Source organism: Shewanella sp. MMG014 (assembly GCF_018100775.1).
Taxonomy (GTDB): Bacteria; Pseudomonadota; Gammaproteobacteria; order Enterobacterales; family Shewanellaceae; genus Shewanella; species Shewanella japonica.
Genome location: NZ_JAGJDZ010000005.1, coordinates 127300 through 145400, shown reverse-complemented (window position 1 = coordinate 145400; position 18101 = coordinate 127300). Strand labels below are relative to the sequence as shown.

Here is an 18101-nt window from a genome sequence, read left to right as displayed (position 1 = left end):
TTCTATACACGGTTTTATTATTGTAAATTAGCGAAGTAACCTGAGCATGGAATCTCAATGAAATTACCTTTTCGTCATTTACTGTTTCTGGTGATGACTTTTATGTCAATAATCCCCATTACAGCAATTTCATTTTGGTCTGCAAATTCTGCCCTCGAAAACGAATATAAGATGGTCTATGACAAGCACTTATTGCTTGCCAATAACATCACCACGGCATTAAATCGATATGCTGTGGATGCCTTAGCCATATTTACTGCGGTGACCAATACCAGCGCCAACAAAGCTGAATTAGACAATGATATGCAGCTGCTATTGAACTCTATTGATGTCGCATCTATTGCCATGTATCAGCCAAATGGTCAGCGTAAAAGGGTGCTTTTGGGCTCAGAGCAAGCTCAACCTGAAGACTTAACCAGCGAGCTCAATCCTTTTGAATTAACAGGGCTAGCGCAAGCACGATTTACTCCTGTACATAAACAAGGTGTCGATGTGCCCACTTTGTACATGATCCGTCAAACCGCTGATGGGAATATTTGGTTAGCTACCTTAAAAGCGACTTATATTGAACAAGTGCAAAATGCGGTCATTTTTGGTGAGAAAGGGCATGCTGCTATTGTCGATCAGTTAGGAAATGTATTGGCGCACCCGAATAAGCAATGGCAGTCTGAAGCTAAAAACATCAGCAAGATCAGTATCGTTCAGCAAATGATGGCGGGAGAGTCTGGCGTAAGCCAGTTTTATTCTCCTGCAGTGAAAGCAGATATGATCGCGGGATTTGATGTTGTGCCAGCAACAGGTTGGGGCGTGATGATACCGCAGCCATTGACTGAGTTAGATCAACGTGCATTTGATGTGATTAAAGTGACCTTATTGATTGCGTTTGTTTCGTTACTGGTGTGCTGTGCTATTAGCTGGTGGATTGTTGGTTTAATCACTCGCCCAATTGATATTTTAACGGCTAAAACACGCCTTATTACTGAAGAGGCTAACGATACTGTTTCTCGACGTTATCGTGGTTTTCATACTGCTGAATTTGCCAAGTTATTCGATAGTTTTAGACAAATGTCATTAGAAATTCGTAATGGTCGAGAAGAGCTAGAAATTAGAGTCGCACGCAGAACCGCTGATTTGGCTCAAGCGCAGGCTAAAGCGCTTCATTTAGCTAACCATGACACAGTGACTGGGCTTGCCAACCGTGTGGCAATCAGGGAGCAAATAGCGTCGTTATTGCACGAGAGTAAACACTTTTCTTTATTGTTTATAGATCTCGACGGTTTCAAAGCCGTCAATGATCAATACGGCCACAAAGTCGGTGACATCTTATTGAAAACCTTGGCTGACAAGGTCAATAAACATTTGTTCATTGATGATGTATTAGCTCGATACGGTGGCGATGAGTTTATTGTACTGATGCCAAATATGGATTCTATCGTGGCAGCTGAATGTGCCGCTGAAAAACTACTACAATTATTCAGTGAACCATTGATTATTGAGGATAAAGTGATAGCAATTAGCGCCTGTATTGGGCTTGCGCTATCAATAGGGAAAGATAAAGACACGGATAGCTTAATTCATCGTGCAGATACCGCAATGTATCGTGCAAAACATCAAGGTAAAAACCAAGTTGTGGTGGCAAGTTGATGATGCTTTGTTGTTATTTTTGGAGGGGATATGCGTAGTCTCTATATACCTTATAAGCCTCAGCAGATGGCTTGTTTTTCTAAACGTGAGCAAGGGTTTAGTTTAATTGAGCTTGTCGTCGTGATTATTGTTTTGGGCATTTTATCTGTCATTGCAGCGCCGAAATTCATTGACTTAAAACAAGATGCTTACGCAGGTCAAATGCAAGGCGTGTCAGGTGCCATTGGTAGTGCTAAAGAGCTCGTTCACTCAGCGTGTGTTATCAGTCGAGATTGTGACTCAACTGCGCCAGCAAGCGGAAGCAATACTATTGTTGTTGAAGGTGAACGAATAAGTTTAGCTTATGGTTATCCAAGAAATACTGAAGCGGGTATAGCGCGAGCAATAAATATTGTTGATGGAGATGACTTTGAACTGACCCGTTACAATATTGGTGGCCGAAGTGGCTTACGTATCAGGCCTGCTGCAGATTACTCTGTGAATGACTGTGAAATTCGTTACTCAGAGCCTCAAACTGCCATCGAAACCCCACTAATTGAGAGGGATCTTGCTGGCTGTTAGTTTGCTGGTTTTGTTTAGTACTCTGCTTGGATTCGATCAATAAAAGTGTGGATGTCATCAGCATCAGTATAAATATGTGGTGACACTCGTATTCCCATATTACGTGCATCAACACTGATATTATGGTTTTTAAGCATTGTCATAATATGTTGTTGTCGCGCTCCAAAATCTAAAATGACTGTTGCGCTTTGGCGTGAAGCATCTCGCGGCGATACCGTAAAGTCAGCAAGGGCCTTAGTGAGTTTTTGGATCATTTGTTGATTGTGCTGGCGCAAATGCTCAATGCCGATACGGTGGAAATATTGCAGACTATTTGTCGCAATAGCGTATGGCGCAATCGAAGGCGTTCCTCCCCAAAACCTCAGTGCACTCGGGTGATAGCTAAAGTGATGGATATCAAACTCGAAAGGGTTTTCATGGGAAAACCAGCCGACATCTTGCGGGCGACAATTTTCTAATTGCCACGGGTTAATCCATAAGTAAGCAGCGCCCGGGCCTGAGCATAACCACTTAACACTAGAGCCAATCATAAAATCTGGGTTCAGTTCGCTTAGGTTAATGGGAATAATCCCAGCTGACTGAGCGACGTCAATTAAACTCAGGCAACCTTGCAGCTTTGCGTGGTTAATTATATGGCGAATTGGTGCCTGTTGACCGGTATTGGAATAAACATGGCTAATAAAAACTAAGTCTACATCCTCGTTGATATGCGACTGCCACACGGCTTCATTGGTGATATCTAGCTGTTTAGGAATAAAACGAATTTCACAGTCTGGTAATGCTTTTTTTATTGCAAATCCCATACTCGGAAAGTCAATTTCACTCATTAAAATGACGCTATTACGACGTTGCAATCGAGGAATGGACATCACTAACTTAGTGAGTCCACTTGACAAGTTTACCTGGGGGCAAAACGCATCGGCTTGGTGATGAAATAGTCTAGCTAGGGCGTGTTGAAAATCGGTTATTATTGCAAGCCATTGCTGCCAAGGCTCAATATTGCTTTGTTGCCACGGCACCCAGAACGCTTCCCCGAAGGCTTGTTGGGCACTAATAAGCGGCCTGCCCACTGAATGGCTGAGCAAATATGTGCCATCGGCTAAACAAAAGTCCTGTTTCAACGTGTCGCTCATGCTTTGTGATTGATTCATTTTAAGCTGGCCTGTAATGTTTTTATATCGTCAAAACGAGTGTGAATATCATCACGTTTGTTTGCTGCACGGCGGTCTCGAAGCTTCTCTAGCGCTGCAATCAATACTGGCAATGGCGGACCACTGGCGGTGACTTTTGCCATATGTTGTTGTGCCATGTCGGTAGATGGCTGGCTAATATACTTATTTACAAGTTGGTCGTGATGCTGAATGGCGCCTTGACCATGGCGTTGGCACACCACAAGAAATTGTTGCAGATTTTTTTGATACCAAGCTTGTTGACTTGCTGAACGTTGAAGTAAAAAGTCATCCATGATGCTTTGACGGCGCATACAGTCACGTAAAATCCGCTGATCCTCAGGCATCATGTATAAAAATTTATCGACTAAAAGTTGAGAGTAAGATTGGTCGTTGGCAGCACATAGCCCTAGCTGTAAATCAATCACATTGATACCCGCAAAGTCACCCGCATTGGCGCCACGATAAACCTGTGAACCTACTCGATAGGGTTTGTAATAAGGTCTAACACAATAGAAAAATCGGTCTGCATCTAATTTATTGAATAAGCGGCTATTTGAATCTATAACTTCAGATAATGCCTGTTCTGCGACGGTTAATAGGTCGAAGCAAATCGGGTGGGAAATACCTAAAGGTTGGATTTTTAGTAGGGCATCAGCTGCCCGTTTATATGCCAAAATCCCTTTGGTGTTGTAGTCGACAAATATCTGCTCGTCTTCGAGGCTGGTAAAGCGTTTATATGTGCCATTAAGTGCGCGGTTGTGGGTGGTTAAATGTGCGGTTGCGAATCTGGGCGTGACACCAATAGAGGCGCCAATATGCATCGCTAATGCCGATGCTTGTTTCAGAGGCGAGTGGGTTTCTCTGGCAGGCTCTGTAATTTCATGGCGACGACACGCTGCCATAAATAATCCCACATTACCGAGCAAATCGAAGGCACTGTCAAATCCTTGATCGGTATTGCCTTCCTCCAATAAATGACTGATTAAGTCATTACCTTGAGTGAGTAACACTTGTTTTATGTCATCGCCAATACCTTCGACATTGTTTTTATCAGCTTGCTCAAAATAGGCCTGCTCAAGCTGATCATTTAACGCCACAAATCGATGACGGATCCATTCATCAAAAGCTTGGGTATGGCGGGTCGGTGTTTTCATCGATGACACTCTTATGCTGGTATAGGTTTAATGCAATGGGATCTAGGCTAGCATTATGCCGTGGGGGAAATTCACCAAATTTAGTGGCTAAAAATTCATCTTTGCGCAGGAATTAACTCAAAAATGTGATAATTTGAGTGAAATTCACTCATTTTTAAGCTGGGTTACTCACGATGGACAAAAAGGATCGACAATTACTCAATGTGCTACAGCATCAAGGTCGTATTGCGATATCTGAGTTAGCTAACCAACTAAATATGTCAGACACTCCCTGTTTACGGCGAGTGAAAAAACTCGAACAGCAGGGCGTCATTATTGGGTATGGTGCCCACTTAGAACCTAAAAAGTTGGATTTAAATGTCGTGGTATACGCTTTTATTCGATTAAAAGAAAATTCTGATAATTCGGCGCGCTTGTTTGAGTCTACTGTTGCTCAATTGCCACAAGTTATGGCGTGTTCTGTGGTGACAGGAGCACATGATTACCTATTAAAAATTGTGGCAGCCGATTTATTGAGTTATGAGCAATTTGTGAAGTCAGCTTTAGGGAGCATTGATTGTGTTGCTGGGATTGAATCGACTGTGGTGCTTAAACAAAACTTCAGTCGTACTGTGTTACCCATCTAACTTTTGAAAAGGCTGTAAAACATAGGGTGAAATTAAGAGATTGCAGTCTTAAGTTGATGTAATACTGTTAGTTTATACGATAGGCTAGGTGCAATATTGCCTCTGGTTTTTTAGTGAACACTCAATATCATTTACTAGGTGGTTGCAAATGATAGACGTTGTTGGAAATGGACTTTGAATGAAAAGCGTTAACTTTGCTTGGCTTATTTTAATCGCATTATTGCTTATGAGTGGATCTATTCAGGCTAATGTATTTAATTCTCAAATTAGTATCCAATGTAATCATTGTGGTACAGATGCCGATTTTCATCATGCGGCGCTTAATGCTTTACAAGATAGAGAGCAAAAACAGATTGATGTTGTCAACTTTAGTCACTTTGAGGTGCGACGTTTTGATGTCAAAAAGCTTGAAGTGGAAGTATGTAGTGATTACCGCCGCTCGGCAACAAAGGGGTATTGTGAGCTCTCCGATTACTCCACGATAAAGCGCCTGACATTGCCACACATTGTGCGTGAGCAATACATTGTATTGACGGAATATCTACTACAACACGATTTCTTTAGCCCGTTTAATATTCAGGTTGATCCAAACTTAGTCGCTTCAGCTTGGACCTTGTTACAAGATAAAAACCAAGCACAGGTCGTTAAAATGTGGCAGCAAGATGCCTCATTTACGTCACTTTATCAGCGCTGGCAGGCCGGTAAATTCATGACGAATCAAATGGGGTTTACCTTTAAGCATCTGTCACCCAATTTGGTGTTTCATTTTGCTGATCAATCTCGGTTTGATGCGATTATTGATACACAGGCGATAAATGCGACAGGGGGTGATGAAGCTGCAATTACCGCTGCTGAGGTTACCCGCTTAGGTGTTGATAATATACTTAATGTTGAGTTTACCTATTTAAATGATAGGCATGCTAACCACCTAGATGCCACGCAGGCTGAGCCATTAGATGATGGTGACTTGTGGTCCTTTCGCTCTGTCGATGATGCAGACTTTATTGCGATGAAACAAAAAGCAGCGCAATTGAGTTTACAGGTTTTACAGCAAGATACTGCCACAGGTATTAAGGTTAATTTATCAGCCTGTAAAGCAGACTCTCGACCTTGTAATCAATAACGAACGATTTAAAAAATAAAGAATAACAACAATAAAAATGACAGTAAGCCGCCACAAATCACCGGATAAATAATATAACCGTCCGTGGTGCGTTTAGCTCTTTTGGTACAAAGCTTACCGAGAATTAAATTAAAACCCAAAAGCAATGCTAAGGTTAACAGCCCTTGGCGAAAAGTCATTTTACTGATTGTTGAGGTCGTATAAATCAGTAAAAACCATTCCAACAATATTAGATAAAGAAAGAGCTTTTGTAAGCCATCAGGTCCTTTTCTTCTATCTCTGGCGCGCATAATTCTCTCCCTATCGTTTACGACAGAAACATAAATGATTCAGTGGTTTACGGTCGTTACGCTTTGGCGTTATTGATATACACCAAGAGTTTGTTGATGTCGTCTGGCTTTGATTTCCACTTGCCGCCAATAAAGTTTAATCTTTGGTTAATTGGATACTGTCGCATAATGGTAAATTCAAATAAGGATTGCTCCACTTCGAGCCAAATCGATTGATTTAGCTCAAGCTGAAGAGGAGTGATTAATCCTATTCCGCCTAAGCTAATATCCTTGATATTGGCAATCCCTAACTCTTGAGTGATAAACCAGATTTTTTGATGTAACTTTACGCTGATCCCATCGCAAGCTTGTGCGAGCTCTTCATTGGACTCTCTTAGACTGTGTCTAATATGATCTCGGTTATCTGTGACAACAGGTGCTGTGGTCTCATCGCGTTGCTCTCGCTCAATAAATTCCGTCACCTGCTCTTGATCTGTATTCATTAGTTTGGATACCGTGTTCTTGGCATGTTTTGTTCGGCAGCTTTGATTGCTGAATCAACTTTAAGATTAATATCTTGATTATCTTTACTGTGGCGGCTTTGTAGCCCAGTCATCATCCTCAGGCTGTCTTCGGCCTCTTGGGTTAATACCAGTAGCTCAATCCGCCTGTTTGCCGCCGCTGCAGGCTCGTCTGGAACATAAGGCGACTGATCTGCCATACCTGTAACTTGTACGACTTGCTTATAGTCAACACCACCGGCCTCAAGAATGCGTCTAGCAAGTAATGCACGTTGGCTCGACAGTTCCCAATTGGTGAATGTACTACCGGCAAATGGCAATGAGTCGGTATGGCCAGAAATACTCAAACCGTTATTGATTTGCCCTAGCAGTTCACCCAAAGCCAGTAGTAAATCTTCAAAGTAAGGTTGGATAGTGGCACTACCACGGGTAAACATGAATTGCTCAACATTGTCATGAACAAGAATTCGAATCCCTTGAGGCACTATTTGTAAGTTCACATTGGCGCTCATATCGACATTGGCAATAATCTTGTCTATTTCGCGCGCCAACAACTCTAATTGTGCTTGGGTTTCAAACTCACCAGGTAAGATTGAGTTCAACTCATTACCTTTGCCTGACGGAGAGCTTTGTTCACCTAGAGCGTGACGCTTATCGATAGCGATATCATTCTTACCTTGTCCTGCTGACGGCACGATAGAGGTTTCGATACTCATGCCGCCTTCTAAATCGATAATGGACGATGAGTTGCTTAAATCAAACGGGTTTATTGGGCCCGATGAGAACATGTCGCCTTTGAGGTATTGCACGATTAAGGTGCGTTCTCGTTGATCGGCCACTTGCATGATCCACAACACCATAAACAATGCCATCATGGCCAAGGTAAAGTCGGCAAAGGCCACCTTCCAAGCGCCGCCATGAGCGGCATGTTTTTTCTTACGCTTTTTCCGGCTAATGATCACCGGTTCGGGTTGAATTGCCATTAGCCACGTTGCTCCTCAATCCAGCGTTCAAGCTCAATAAATGAAGGACGGTTTTCTGATTGAATCTGTTTGCGACCGGCATCAAGTGCGAGCATCGGAGGTTTGCCTTTAGCAAAGGCGGTGAGCGCCGCCGCAACACAACGCAGTTGTGCACTTTTACGATCGACTAAATGTTCAAGAGATTTCGATAATGGGTCAAAAAAGCAATAACAGGCGAAAATACCAATAAAGGTACCGACTAGCGCGGCAGCGACTTTGACGCCAATCATGGTAATTGGACCGTCAATATTAGACATGGTAATGATAATGCCCATTACCGCGGCTAAGATACCAAACCCTGGCATGGCTTCAGCTATTTTGGCTAAAGCATGAGAAGGCCTAAGACTGTCGTCTTCAATCCGTTCAATCTCTTCAGCTAGCATATGTTCTAGATCGTGAGGTGACAGCTTACCAATCGACTGTAAGCGCAAGTTGTCGATGAGGAATTGCAGTACTTGAGGGTGTTCTAGCACTGCTGGGTACATTAAGAAAAGGGAACTTTCGTTGGGCTTATCGATATGTTCATCAAGAACTTTTAGCCCTTGAGATTGGATTTGGCTCATTAGCATACCCATTAAACCAAACAACTGCGGGTATAGCTCTGGATCTTCTTTTTCGGTTGAGAAAACAGATTTGACTTGCTCAACCATTTCATCGAGAACGGCGCGGGGAGAGGCGATAACTAATGCGCCTAAACCAGCGCCAAAGATAATCAGGATTTCAGCAGGTTGCCATAATGAGGTTAGGCTGCCCCCTGCCCATACATATCCACCAAATACTGAAAAAATAATGATCGATATCCCAATTAACTTGCTCATATTTCCTGCCTGGTATTATCGCTCCCACTGTTGATATATTTGCTGAAGATTCACAATAGCCTGTTTATGTAGTTGGCATATTCGTGTTTCAGTTAAACCAAGAGTCGCAGCGATTTCTTTTAAATTAAGTTCATGTTGATAGTAAAGCGACAGGATTACTTGCTCTCTTTTGTTTAATTTCGAAATTGCTTTAAATAATGTGTCTTTATTGGTTATTTGCTCAATAAAGCAACTCTTATCCTTAAAGTTAACCCCTTCGGTTAATAACTCATCAAGACTCTTCATTGACTCTGATTGAGTCGCAAATAAGCGATCACGGTACTGTTCTTTATTGAGCCCTAAGGACTTAGCCACTTCGACATCAGTTGGTTCACGGCCAAGTTCTCTGATGAGCTTTCTGACCGTGTCATTGAGTTCATGTGCTTGTTGTCTTACTGGACGAGGGCGCCAGTCTTGGCGGCGCAATTCATCTAAAATAGCGCCGCGGATCCGTTGCCCAGCAAAAGAAATAAACCCATTGTCATATTCGCCCGGATAACGTCTTGCTGACTCAAGTAAAGCCATCATGCCTATTTGTTCCATGTCCTCTATGGCCAAAGCTGCACCGCAATGGGTTCTAAGGTGAGACACTGACTTCTTAACTAACGGCAAGTATTGCTGCATAACCTGCGCTTCAGATAAGCGGTGGACATGCTTCTCTTCAAAAGCTTCTTGATAAGCGAGTTGACCGGATTGCATATGACAGCCCCTTTTATTGAATAACCATTCTGGTAAATAAAACGTCGTCTAATTCAATGGAAAAATTGTTTTCATTTAACACCGTTGCCAATAACACTTGCGCTTCGGTTTGCAGTAATTCCAGTTGGTGGCTGGCATGAAGTTCTTCATATTCTTTTTGGGAAAACATTTTCATCAATGCATTTTTGATCAGTGGATCAGCATCTCGAATGATGTTGGCAGCATCATCAGATCGGCTTTTTAATGCCATCTCTAATAACAAATAGTGCGAGGTGTCTTTACCCGGCACCGAGAATATGAATTTTTCGAGCGGGTAAAATTGCGCCACCTTAGGCGCGGGTTCAAAGGCGGTGAAAGGCTCGCCGAACAACTCTGGTGACTTCCAACCTACCCAGAATATCCCTGCAGACCAGGCAAGAAATACCATAGTTAATCCGCTTAATTTCCCGATTTTTTTGCTACCTATAGCCATTGTGTTTTTCCTTTGTTAAGCGAGTAAATCAACTTGTTCAGGCTTTAATGAGTCTGATTGAGTGAGTGAGCTAATGTCTTGTTGCTCATGTTGTTGATTCGCTTCTTCTGAAATGAATTGCTGCGCTATTGCGTCACGCGATGTGTGTTGCTGCTCTGATGAGGTGTCCGACATTTCAAAATCAATTTGACCACCATGTTCCATTTCTAAATCATGACGCAGTCTCTCTAACCCCATTTGTAGGGCATCACGTACGCTATTGTTGGCTGCGTGCATTTGAATATGTAGGCGATCACCATCAAGGCGAATATTGAGCTCTACTTTGCCAAGTTCTGGTGGGTCTAAACGTAATTCAGCAGATTTAATTTGCTGATCAATTTGAAACCTGAGCTGATCTCGAAGCGGAGAAAGCAGCTCGTTTGACTGCTGTAACATGGGCGCAGATTGAGACACTGAAACAGGGCCCCACTGGCTCGTTGCTTGCGTTTTAGCTGCGGTTTGACTGAGTTGGTTAATGACTTGGTTAATATTATCTAACTCTGTGCTTACCCCATCAGTCGTTGGCGGCGTTATTGCCGCTGCTGGAGCCATATTGAGGTGCATTTCCATCGCAGGCTGCATGCTTTGTGGTGCCAAGGAGGTTGTTACCGATGTCGGCTGCTGACCATTGGGCAAACCAGAGGTAAATTGATTAACCTGGGCTTGTGATGGCGCTGACGACTGGCTAACTTGCTGGTTTAGTAAAGCTAAAAAGTCACGTAATTCAGGGCTAATTGATGATGGAGAATTCGCGCTATTTTGCATTAACGAAAGTTCGCTTAAAACTGACTTAACTTGCTCTGAAGCCAGAGATAATGCCGCTGGATTTTTACTATCAAACTCATTTGTTAATGCCGATAACGCCCCTGCAAGATAGGGGTTTTGCTTTATCTCACTGATAAGGTGGGCAGGGATGTGGCTTATCGCACTATTTTGTACAGTCACATTTTCTTGAGGCAATGTGACGACGTTTTTATCTGGTGAGACAAGGGATGATGGCAAGGGCATAATAAATCCCATATCGCCTTGAGATTCATGCTCAAAATCTGATTGTGTCTCACTTGCAATGCTAAAAGGTTGCGATGATGAATGACTCGCCATCGCAGATAAATTGGACACATTAGTTATCATAAATTTCACCGCAAAGACTGGTTAGCTTATAAGCTGAGATACCGTCTTTTGTTGCTTGGAACTGCTTCATCTCTTTATTCAGCAAGTCTTTTTCTGCTGTAGCCTGAGCAATCACCAATTGATGGGTTTTCGAAAGGGATTGGCGAGCCAATAATTGCTGCTGAGTTTTGGGCTTACCCTGAACGGTAAGCGCCATCATCATTAGCTCATTAACTTTTTCTACCTTCTTCCAGTCTTTTGCTTTGGCATATTTAATCAGTGCAGCTTCAAATTGCTGCCACTGATTAGTTGAGGTTGGCCCAGCCGGCTCTGACATCTGTAATTACCTTAATGACGGGGGTAAGCTCAGTGACGCTGTTTTCAACACTCGCGGTCACTAATTGACGACTGCAGTAGTCGTAGAGGCGGTTTAGTGTGATGGCGACTTCACCACCATTTTCTAAATCCAACATCGAATCCAAACCATGAACAATATTGAGACACTTGTTGACACTTTTCCCTTTATCTTCATAGCTTTGTCGCTCCATGTATCCACTGGTACGCTCAATTTCTTCCAGTAAACCGTCCAACAACATACGCACCATTTCATGGGGATTAGCTGAGGCGACTCTGGCGTCTAGTGTGGTTTGCTTGTAAGCATTAAAAGGATCGTATTCGTTCAACATTGTTCATTTTTCCTAATTAAAATAGGCCACTAGCCGTATTTAACTTGTTAATGGTGTTTTCCATTGCAGTAAACTGAGTGAGTAAAATTTGGTAGCGTTGACTCATGTGGTTGTCATGACGAGACATGTTGTCTTCGATTTGTTCCACTTGAGAATCAAGGTTTTTCTGCTTTAAATCGATGTAGCCATTGTTTTTAGTGAATGGGTCGATGATTGAATCGATACGATCAATGTAACCACCGTCAGCGGTAAACATTTCCTTGATCGCCTCTGAGTCACTGCTAATGGCTTGAGAGAGCTTTTCATCGTCGACAGACAGCTTGCCATCACGACCCATTTCAATGCCGATATCAGAGAGGCGCATGCCATTGGGGGCTTCATCGAAAATGGCATTACGAACACTGTTTTGCAGCATACGCAGGCTTGAATCGCCTTTTAAAATACCAATCTGATCTTCGCCGACTGATGAGTTTTCATCATCATCATCGTCTTCATCGTCATCATCTTTGTCTTTGTCGCCATTAATATCATCTAAAACCGAGCTCCCCATTGAGCGGGTGAGTTGGTTTAGTTGCGTCATTAATTCATTGAAAGAATCAACAAAATCATTAACGGCTTTTTCGGTGCCTTCGGTATCGTTACCAATGGTAATCGTGGCGCTTTCACCGACGTTATGGGCTTTTTTCAGCTCGATATTGACGCCATCAATGACGTTATCGAGGTAATTGCTGCTACTGGTGATATCAATGCCATTAAGGGTAAACTCGGCATCTTGGGCTTTAATTCTTTCTTGAGTGCCCCAGTCTGTGCCATTCATCTCCATGGTGACTGTGCTGTCTTTTCCGGTCTCATCAGATGTCAGCATCAATTCAACTTGACCACCTGTTCTGACTAAAGAAGCTGTGACACCAGGGTTGTCAGGATGCTTGTTGATTGCATCACGTAAGTCACTTACCGTTGCGTTACCTGAAGCGTTAAGCTCAGCCATATCAATGTCGATGCTATTGCCACCGACATCGATGCTGACCACACCAGTGGTTGGTAGAATTTCATCTTCACTTGTGAAGGATTTAGTGATTTGATGCGCTTGAGCCAGCTGCTTAACATATAAATCGTAAACGCCAGCAGGTGCATCACTGTCTACTGTGATGGTGGCACTGTCATCGCTAATTTCAGACGTTTTACCTTCGAAGGCATCACCGTTTAAGTTGTCCAGATTACTGGTCATCTTGTTTAAGGTGCGTTCTAAAATTTTATAAGCATCAATTTGTGCTTTGCTGTTATCTAAGTTGTTTTTAAATAAAGCATCTTTACTCATTCGTTCTGCAGCAACTAATTGCTCGGCAAATGAGGCGGCACTCATACCTGAAATCATGGCAACTCCTATTGGCTAACTGACTTGAATGGCAATCTTTATGCCAATGGTTAAGTTATTGTTTAATAGTTATTTATTGGTTTTTCGATTTTTTTGTCGGTTAAGCAACTTCCGTTTTGTGCAGCACAATGGAAGCTGAGCTTCCGTTTGATCTACCGAGTGTCGAAAAAGGGTTTGTAACAGTGATTAAAGGCGACAGGGATAATGAGTGGCTGAAGTGCAATAAACATTTATTATCAATAAAATTAGATGCTTGCAGTGACTATTCAGGCTTGAGTTGATAACAATGAAAGACGTACTGAATAAAAACAGAAAAAGGGCCAAGCGGCCCTTTTTATCAAGGTTATTAACGCGATATTAGCGTAATAGACCCATAACTAAGCCAGTGTTTTGGTTAGCGTTAGAAAGTACAGTAGTACCTGCTTGAACTAATAACTGGTTTTTAGTCATGTTAGCTGATTCAACGGCGAAATCTGCATCCATGATGCGGCCAGCTGCAGCTTTAGTGTTTTCAGTAACGTTAGTTAGGTTAGACGCTGTGTGGCCTAAACGGTTGATGTTAGCACCAAGTGTTGAACGCTCAACACCAATAGCATCGATGAAGTCATCAACGTTATCGATTGCTGCGTTAGCTGCAGTTTCTAGATCATCAGTTAGACCAGCTAATGCAGATGCACCTAAAGTTACGTTTAATACTTCGTTTGAACCAGCACCGATTTGGAAATCAATATCGTCTAAAGCAGTGAATAGGTTGTTACCTGAGTATTCAGTGTCACCGATAATACGGTCAACTTCAGCACTTAATTCAGCAAATTCGTCGTTTAGAGCAGTTAAGTCTTCAGCTGAGTTCACGCCGTTAGCTGCTTGTGTAGCAAGCTCTTTTTGACGCATTGCGATAGTTGTTAGCTCTTCAAGTGCACCATCAGCAGTTTGTAGCATAGATGTCGCATCATTCACGTTACGGCTAGCTTGCTCCATGCCTGTTACGTTTGCATTTAAGCGAGTCGCAATTTGTAGACCAGCAGCATCATCAGCAGAGCTGTTGATACGAAGACCTGTTGATAAACGCTCCATAGCGTTGGTCATTAGATCGTTACTTTTAGTCACTGAGTTTTGAGCAATGTTCGAAGCAGTATTAGTATGAACAGATAACATAATGTTTTCCTATAGTTTAAAGTTTTGGTCTCACAATTAATTAAAACGACACAGGAAAACGAAACTGAATCGGAGTGATAAAAAAAATACTAAAATTTTGTTCAAATGAGGGAGTAAAACAGAATCTTGTAGCTTGGTATAAACCCCAAAGCCCATCAAATATAGGGCATGAGGGATGTGTGGTGAGGGGCGAAATGAATTACAACAAGGGACTTTTCACGAATAAAACCTCATTATCGTGAGAAACAATATATTTATGGCTTACTTTTTAATAGCGATGACACATGGTCACGGCTGACATTAGCTTGCGCCATTAAGGACGTCACCTGGGCAGAAAAAGGTGTAGGCTGCATCAGTTCTTTGAGTTTAGCCATGTTGTTATCAAGGTTGCCATGAAGTTGTTCTTGGTAGTTAGTTCGCTTTAATTGCTGCTGCACTTTTTGTTTGCTGCTGCGTAACTCCATCAACTGTTGATTCACTTTTTGCTGAGTTTTAGCAATTTTAGCCTGTGTTTGTTTAATGTCTTCGGGCTTATCGAAACGCCACTCTTTTGGATCTTGCCACGATAATATCTCTACCACTTTTACTGTGCGAGCTTCGCCAGCTGGCAGGCGTTGTCCTTGGCCTGACATCAGTAAACCCGCTTGTATCTGTTGCCATTCACTATGTTCACTGCTGAGCATAGCTGAATCTCGTGCAGGTGCTTGTACCGTTATCCCAATGTCTTTTAAAGCATGAGTCAGTTGCTTGGCTAAGTACTGGCTATTTTGATGCGCGGGTAATAACGCACTTGCAGCTTGATTCCCATATTGCACAGTAATGCGTTCATCACGGGTTTTTACCCCAATTAAATCAACCGACTTGAGTTGAAAGAAATGCTTAGCTGCTGGGCGTTGGCTATTGATTAAGTTCAGTTGGTGATCAACTAACGGTTGCTGTTGATAACTGATATCGAGCGCTGCTAGTTGTTGTTGGAGTTGCTTTGCGGTATCAGATTGTTGTTCTGACAGGCCATGCTGCAAAGAGGCATTACTGAGAGGAACTTGCAGTTTTTTGAGTAATTGCGACACCTTTAGTAAGCCTTGTTCAGCCACTTGATTAGCTGAAATAGCATGCTGGCCTTGAGTGACTTTCGCCCACTTTTGGTAGCTTGCTAATCTGTGGGTTGGAATCGAAGGCGCTGGTTTGGCTGTCGCTGGCTGTGAGCTTGGCACTGCGGTAGGTGCGGGCGCAACCGTTTGGTTGCGCTGCAATACATTGAGACTCTCGGAAATACCTTTAAGCATGGATTTAGTTAACTAACTTACATGTGGTTGAACAATGATAACTGACTTACCTGCACAAAAGACTGTTGCGTCACCTGTAATGTGGTCAACTTCAAATTAAACTCAGCTGTGGCTTGAGCATAATCTAAGCCTTCGGTTTCACCGATGACTTCTTCGCTGAATAAAATGCGCTCTGTATGAGTTGTTTGCATCAAACTAAGGGCATTTTGTTTACCACCAATATCAGTAATAGCGCCGCTAATGCTTGCTAAAGAATCATCTAATGTCGCTAACATATCTTCAGCTGCTTGGGTAAAAATATCATCGCCAGGACTTAAATCTGGGTCATTCAGTACGTCGATGAATTGCTTGGTTTGATTCAGGATATCTGTGCCGCCTGATGAGAATAAAAACTCTTGAGCAGTCACGTTACCCGTCATCCAAGCTGAGCCGGATATCTGTACTTCTCGGTGGCCATCATCGCCCTGATAAAAGTAGTTACCATCAGCATCAATACCGATAGGAGCTGTCCCTGTCTCGTTACCTGAAAACAGGTAGTTTCCGCCGTCATCTTTTGCATTAACCACATCCACAAATGACTCGAGTAACTCACTTAACTCCGCCGCATACGCTGCTCTATCTTCTGGTGAGAGTGCACCGTTATTGGCACCGATGGTGATTTCGCGCATCCGCATTTGCAGGTTAGTCATGCTTGAAAGGTAGGTTTCAGAGCGATCTAAACTGGTACTAAGTGATTCAGTGTTTTGTAAGTATTGCGATGTAGAAGCTAAATCTCGCTGTGTTGTGATGACCTTAGCCATGCCAATAGGATCATCTGAAGGACGCAAAATGGACTTACCTGTGGCCATTTGCTGATTCACTCTAGCCACATCACTGGTGAGGTTTTGCATGCTTTGTAGGTTTTGGCTGTACATATTCATCATGCTAACGCGCATTACAGAATTCCTTCAGTTAGATAGACATTAAAAGCGTTTGGAACAATTGATCAGCGGTAGAGATGACCTTGGCATTGGCTTGATAAGATTGTTGATAAATAATCAGATTCACCCCTTCTTCATCCATGCTGACGCCACTGGTACTCGCCCATTGTGATTGCGCTTCCATTTGCAGTTTTAATGCCGTGTCCTGGGCCATTTGTGCTTGGCGAGAGGCTGAGCCGAGTTGACCGACTTTACTGGCATAAACATCACCCATAGTGGTCGTGACACCCATAGACTCGAACGTAAACTCGGTATTGGCGAGTTCTAATATGTCTTTTAAGTTGTCGTTATCACCGGGTGTACCATCCTTACCAAATGCCAGCATTTCAGCGGTAAAGCCGTCACTGATTTTGATGGTGCCCGCAGGGTTACTCGGGTCGTAAGTGAATAAATCCAGGGTCGGCTTTTCGCCGTTAAGGTCCGTACCTTCGCGCAATACTGCATTAAACTCGTCAGCGACGGTTTGTGCTAGCTCGTTAATAAACGCCATTGACTCAGCTAAGCTGGTATCACGGTAATCGAGTAATGCTCCAAAGCTACCTCCGGCGGTTTCATCAATCGGAAAGCTGGAGTTACCAAACTGGATACTGACCTTAGATAATTGTGGGTTATCAGGATCTGGCTGAGTTGATAGCGTTGAAGACTGGGTGCCAGAAACCAACGGCTGTCCTTGAGCCAATGAGATGTTCTTCATCCCTTGAGAATCTTCAACGACGCGGATATCAACAATCACGGCTAAGTCATCAATCGCAGCATCGCGCGCATCAAGTAACGACAGCGGTGGATTACTTCCTGATGATTGGATTTCTGCATTAAAGCTGGCAATTGTCTCAAGCAAAGCATTGATTTCTTTAGTTGAGGCGTTAATTTGTCCTTCGACCTGCTTAAGCTGTGAGTCGATACCGTCACTGATAGAATTGAATCTTTGGGTCAAGGCACGAGATTCATTTAATACACTCTGACGATGGGCAATTTCATTGGGTTGCTCCATCGCTGAGTTGAGCGAAGCGAACAATAAATCTAAACCCGCGGAAATGTTATTGCCCTCAGAACCAAATATTTGCTCGGCTTGAGTGTAATAACTGGCTTGAACACTGGTAAAGCCGACATCACTGGTGGTTTTCCACAGTTGCGCCACTTCATACTGATCTGAAATACGACGAACACCGTCAACCATGACCCCCATACCGCTACCGTAAGCACTGCTGCCTACAGAACTCATCAATACAGATTGGCGTGAATAGCCTGGTACCATTGCATTGGCAATGTTATTTGATGTGGCATTGAGTGCTGCCATACTGGCATTAATGCCTGACATCCCAATATTGAGCATGCTCATATCTAATCCTC

20 protein-coding genes are annotated in these 18101 nt (G+C 43.0%); 4 read left to right on the top strand and 16 right to left on the bottom strand.

The genetic code is table 11. The features are described 5' to 3' along the window. Nucleotides 1–57 precede the first annotated feature (57 nt). Entirely contained in the window at nucleotides 58–1644 is a 1587-nt protein-coding gene (locus J8L86_RS09930) for a sensor domain-containing diguanylate cyclase (protein WP_211030088.1), read from the top strand. Between the two features lie 30 nt (nucleotides 1645–1674). Further along, nucleotides 1675–2205 (top strand): prepilin-type N-terminal cleavage/methylation domain-containing protein, encoded by a 531-nt coding sequence (locus J8L86_RS21270; protein ID WP_065110157.1) that lies wholly within the window; start codon nucleotides 1675–1677, stop codon nucleotides 2203–2205. Nucleotides 2206–2219: 14 nt separating this feature from the next. Here J8L86_RS21270 and J8L86_RS09920 read toward each other — a convergent pair whose 3' ends face one another. Together J8L86_RS09920 and J8L86_RS09915 are read right to left on the bottom strand one after the other, a co-directional pair. Next, complete coding sequence (locus J8L86_RS09920) at nucleotides 2220–3338, bottom strand: aminotransferase class V-fold PLP-dependent enzyme (RefSeq protein WP_211030278.1); 1119 nt, start codon at nucleotides 3336–3338, stop codon at nucleotides 2220–2222. A gap of 14 nt (nucleotides 3339–3352) precedes the next feature. Then, nucleotides 3353–4531, bottom strand: a complete 1179-nt coding sequence (locus J8L86_RS09915; protein WP_211030086.1) for a monodechloroaminopyrrolnitrin synthase PrnB family protein — start codon at nucleotides 4529–4531, stop codon at nucleotides 3353–3355. A 173-nt stretch (nucleotides 4532–4704) separates the two neighbouring features. On the opposite strand from J8L86_RS09915, the gene J8L86_RS09910 reads away from it, so the two are divergent. Beyond that, on the top strand, nucleotides 4705–5157 hold the full coding sequence (locus J8L86_RS09910; RefSeq protein ID WP_055025342.1) for an Lrp/AsnC family transcriptional regulator: 453 nt from the start codon (nucleotides 4705–4707) through the stop codon (nucleotides 5155–5157). A 178-nt stretch (nucleotides 5158–5335) separates the two neighbouring features. After that, nucleotides 5336–6280, top strand: a complete 945-nt coding sequence (locus tag J8L86_RS09905; RefSeq protein ID WP_211030084.1) for a hypothetical protein — start codon at nucleotides 5336–5338, stop codon at nucleotides 6278–6280. Between the two features lie 8 nt (nucleotides 6281–6288). Here J8L86_RS09905 and J8L86_RS09900 read toward each other — a convergent pair whose 3' ends face one another. From J8L86_RS09900 to flgK, 14 genes are all read right to left on the bottom strand, one after another. Continuing rightward, a complete protein-coding gene (locus tag J8L86_RS09900; RefSeq protein WP_055025340.1) occupies nucleotides 6289–6570 on the bottom strand; it encodes a hypothetical protein in 282 nt (93 codons plus the stop codon). Between the two features lie 56 nt (nucleotides 6571–6626). Then, nucleotides 6627–7052 (bottom strand): hypothetical protein, encoded by a 426-nt coding sequence (locus J8L86_RS09895; protein WP_119968157.1) that lies wholly within the window; start codon nucleotides 7050–7052, stop codon nucleotides 6627–6629. Continuing rightward, nucleotides 7052–8053, bottom strand: a complete 1002-nt coding sequence (locus tag J8L86_RS09890; protein ID WP_055025338.1) for a flagellar motor protein MotB — start codon at nucleotides 8051–8053, stop codon at nucleotides 7052–7054. Before J8L86_RS09890 ends, J8L86_RS09895 begins: the two co-directional genes overlap by 1 nt. Beyond that, complete coding sequence (gene motA / locus J8L86_RS09885; RefSeq protein WP_065110153.1) at nucleotides 8053–8910, bottom strand: flagellar motor stator protein MotA; 858 nt, start codon at nucleotides 8908–8910, stop codon at nucleotides 8053–8055. The genes J8L86_RS09890 and motA overlap by 1 nt, the downstream gene beginning before the upstream one ends. A 15-nt stretch (nucleotides 8911–8925) precedes the next feature. Further along, nucleotides 8926–9648: an RNA polymerase sigma factor FliA gene (locus tag J8L86_RS09880; protein ID WP_065110152.1), complete on the bottom strand. Its 723-nt coding sequence runs from the start codon at nucleotides 9646–9648 to the stop codon at nucleotides 8926–8928. Between the two features lie 13 nt (nucleotides 9649–9661). Further along, nucleotides 9662–10120 carry a flagellar basal body-associated FliL family protein gene (locus J8L86_RS09875; protein WP_211030082.1) on the bottom strand — a complete coding sequence of 153 codons (459 nt, stop codon included), beginning with the start codon at nucleotides 10118–10120 and terminating at the stop codon, nucleotides 9662–9664. A gap of 15 nt (nucleotides 10121–10135) precedes the next feature. Then, on the bottom strand, nucleotides 10136–11290 hold the full coding sequence (locus J8L86_RS09870; RefSeq protein ID WP_211030080.1) for a flagellar hook-length control protein FliK: 1155 nt from the start codon (nucleotides 11288–11290) through the stop codon (nucleotides 10136–10138). Continuing rightward, entirely contained in the window at nucleotides 11280–11606 is a 327-nt protein-coding gene (locus tag J8L86_RS09865; protein ID WP_065110149.1) for a hypothetical protein, read from the bottom strand. The genes J8L86_RS09870 and J8L86_RS09865 overlap by 11 nt, the downstream gene beginning before the upstream one ends. After that, on the bottom strand, nucleotides 11575–11955 hold the full coding sequence (gene fliS / locus J8L86_RS09860; RefSeq protein ID WP_055025332.1) for a flagellar export chaperone FliS: 381 nt from the start codon (nucleotides 11953–11955) through the stop codon (nucleotides 11575–11577). Before fliS ends, J8L86_RS09865 begins: the two co-directional genes overlap by 32 nt. 16 nt (nucleotides 11956–11971) lie before the next feature. After that, complete coding sequence (gene fliD, locus J8L86_RS09855; protein ID WP_211030078.1) at nucleotides 11972–13330, bottom strand: flagellar filament capping protein FliD; 1359 nt, start codon at nucleotides 13328–13330, stop codon at nucleotides 11972–11974. A 357-nt stretch (nucleotides 13331–13687) separates the two neighbouring features. Beyond that, on the bottom strand, nucleotides 13688–14485 hold the full coding sequence (locus tag J8L86_RS09850) for a flagellin (RefSeq protein ID WP_065110147.1): 798 nt from the start codon (nucleotides 14483–14485) through the stop codon (nucleotides 13688–13690). A gap of 254 nt (nucleotides 14486–14739) precedes the next feature. Beyond that, nucleotides 14740–15771 (bottom strand): hypothetical protein, encoded by a 1032-nt coding sequence (locus J8L86_RS09845; RefSeq protein ID WP_192021915.1) that lies wholly within the window; start codon nucleotides 15769–15771, stop codon nucleotides 14740–14742. Between the two features lie 17 nt (nucleotides 15772–15788). Next, nucleotides 15789–16706: a flagellar hook-associated protein FlgL gene (gene flgL, locus J8L86_RS09840; RefSeq protein ID WP_211030076.1), complete on the bottom strand. Its 918-nt coding sequence runs from the start codon at nucleotides 16704–16706 to the stop codon at nucleotides 15789–15791. A 16-nt stretch (nucleotides 16707–16722) separates the two neighbouring features. Beyond that, the gene (flgK, locus tag J8L86_RS09835) at nucleotides 16723–18090 is read right to left on the bottom strand and encodes a flagellar hook-associated protein FlgK (RefSeq protein ID WP_055025318.1); all 1368 of its coding nucleotides are present in this window, start codon (nucleotides 18088–18090) and stop codon (nucleotides 16723–16725) included. Nucleotides 18091–18101 lie beyond the last annotated feature (11 nt).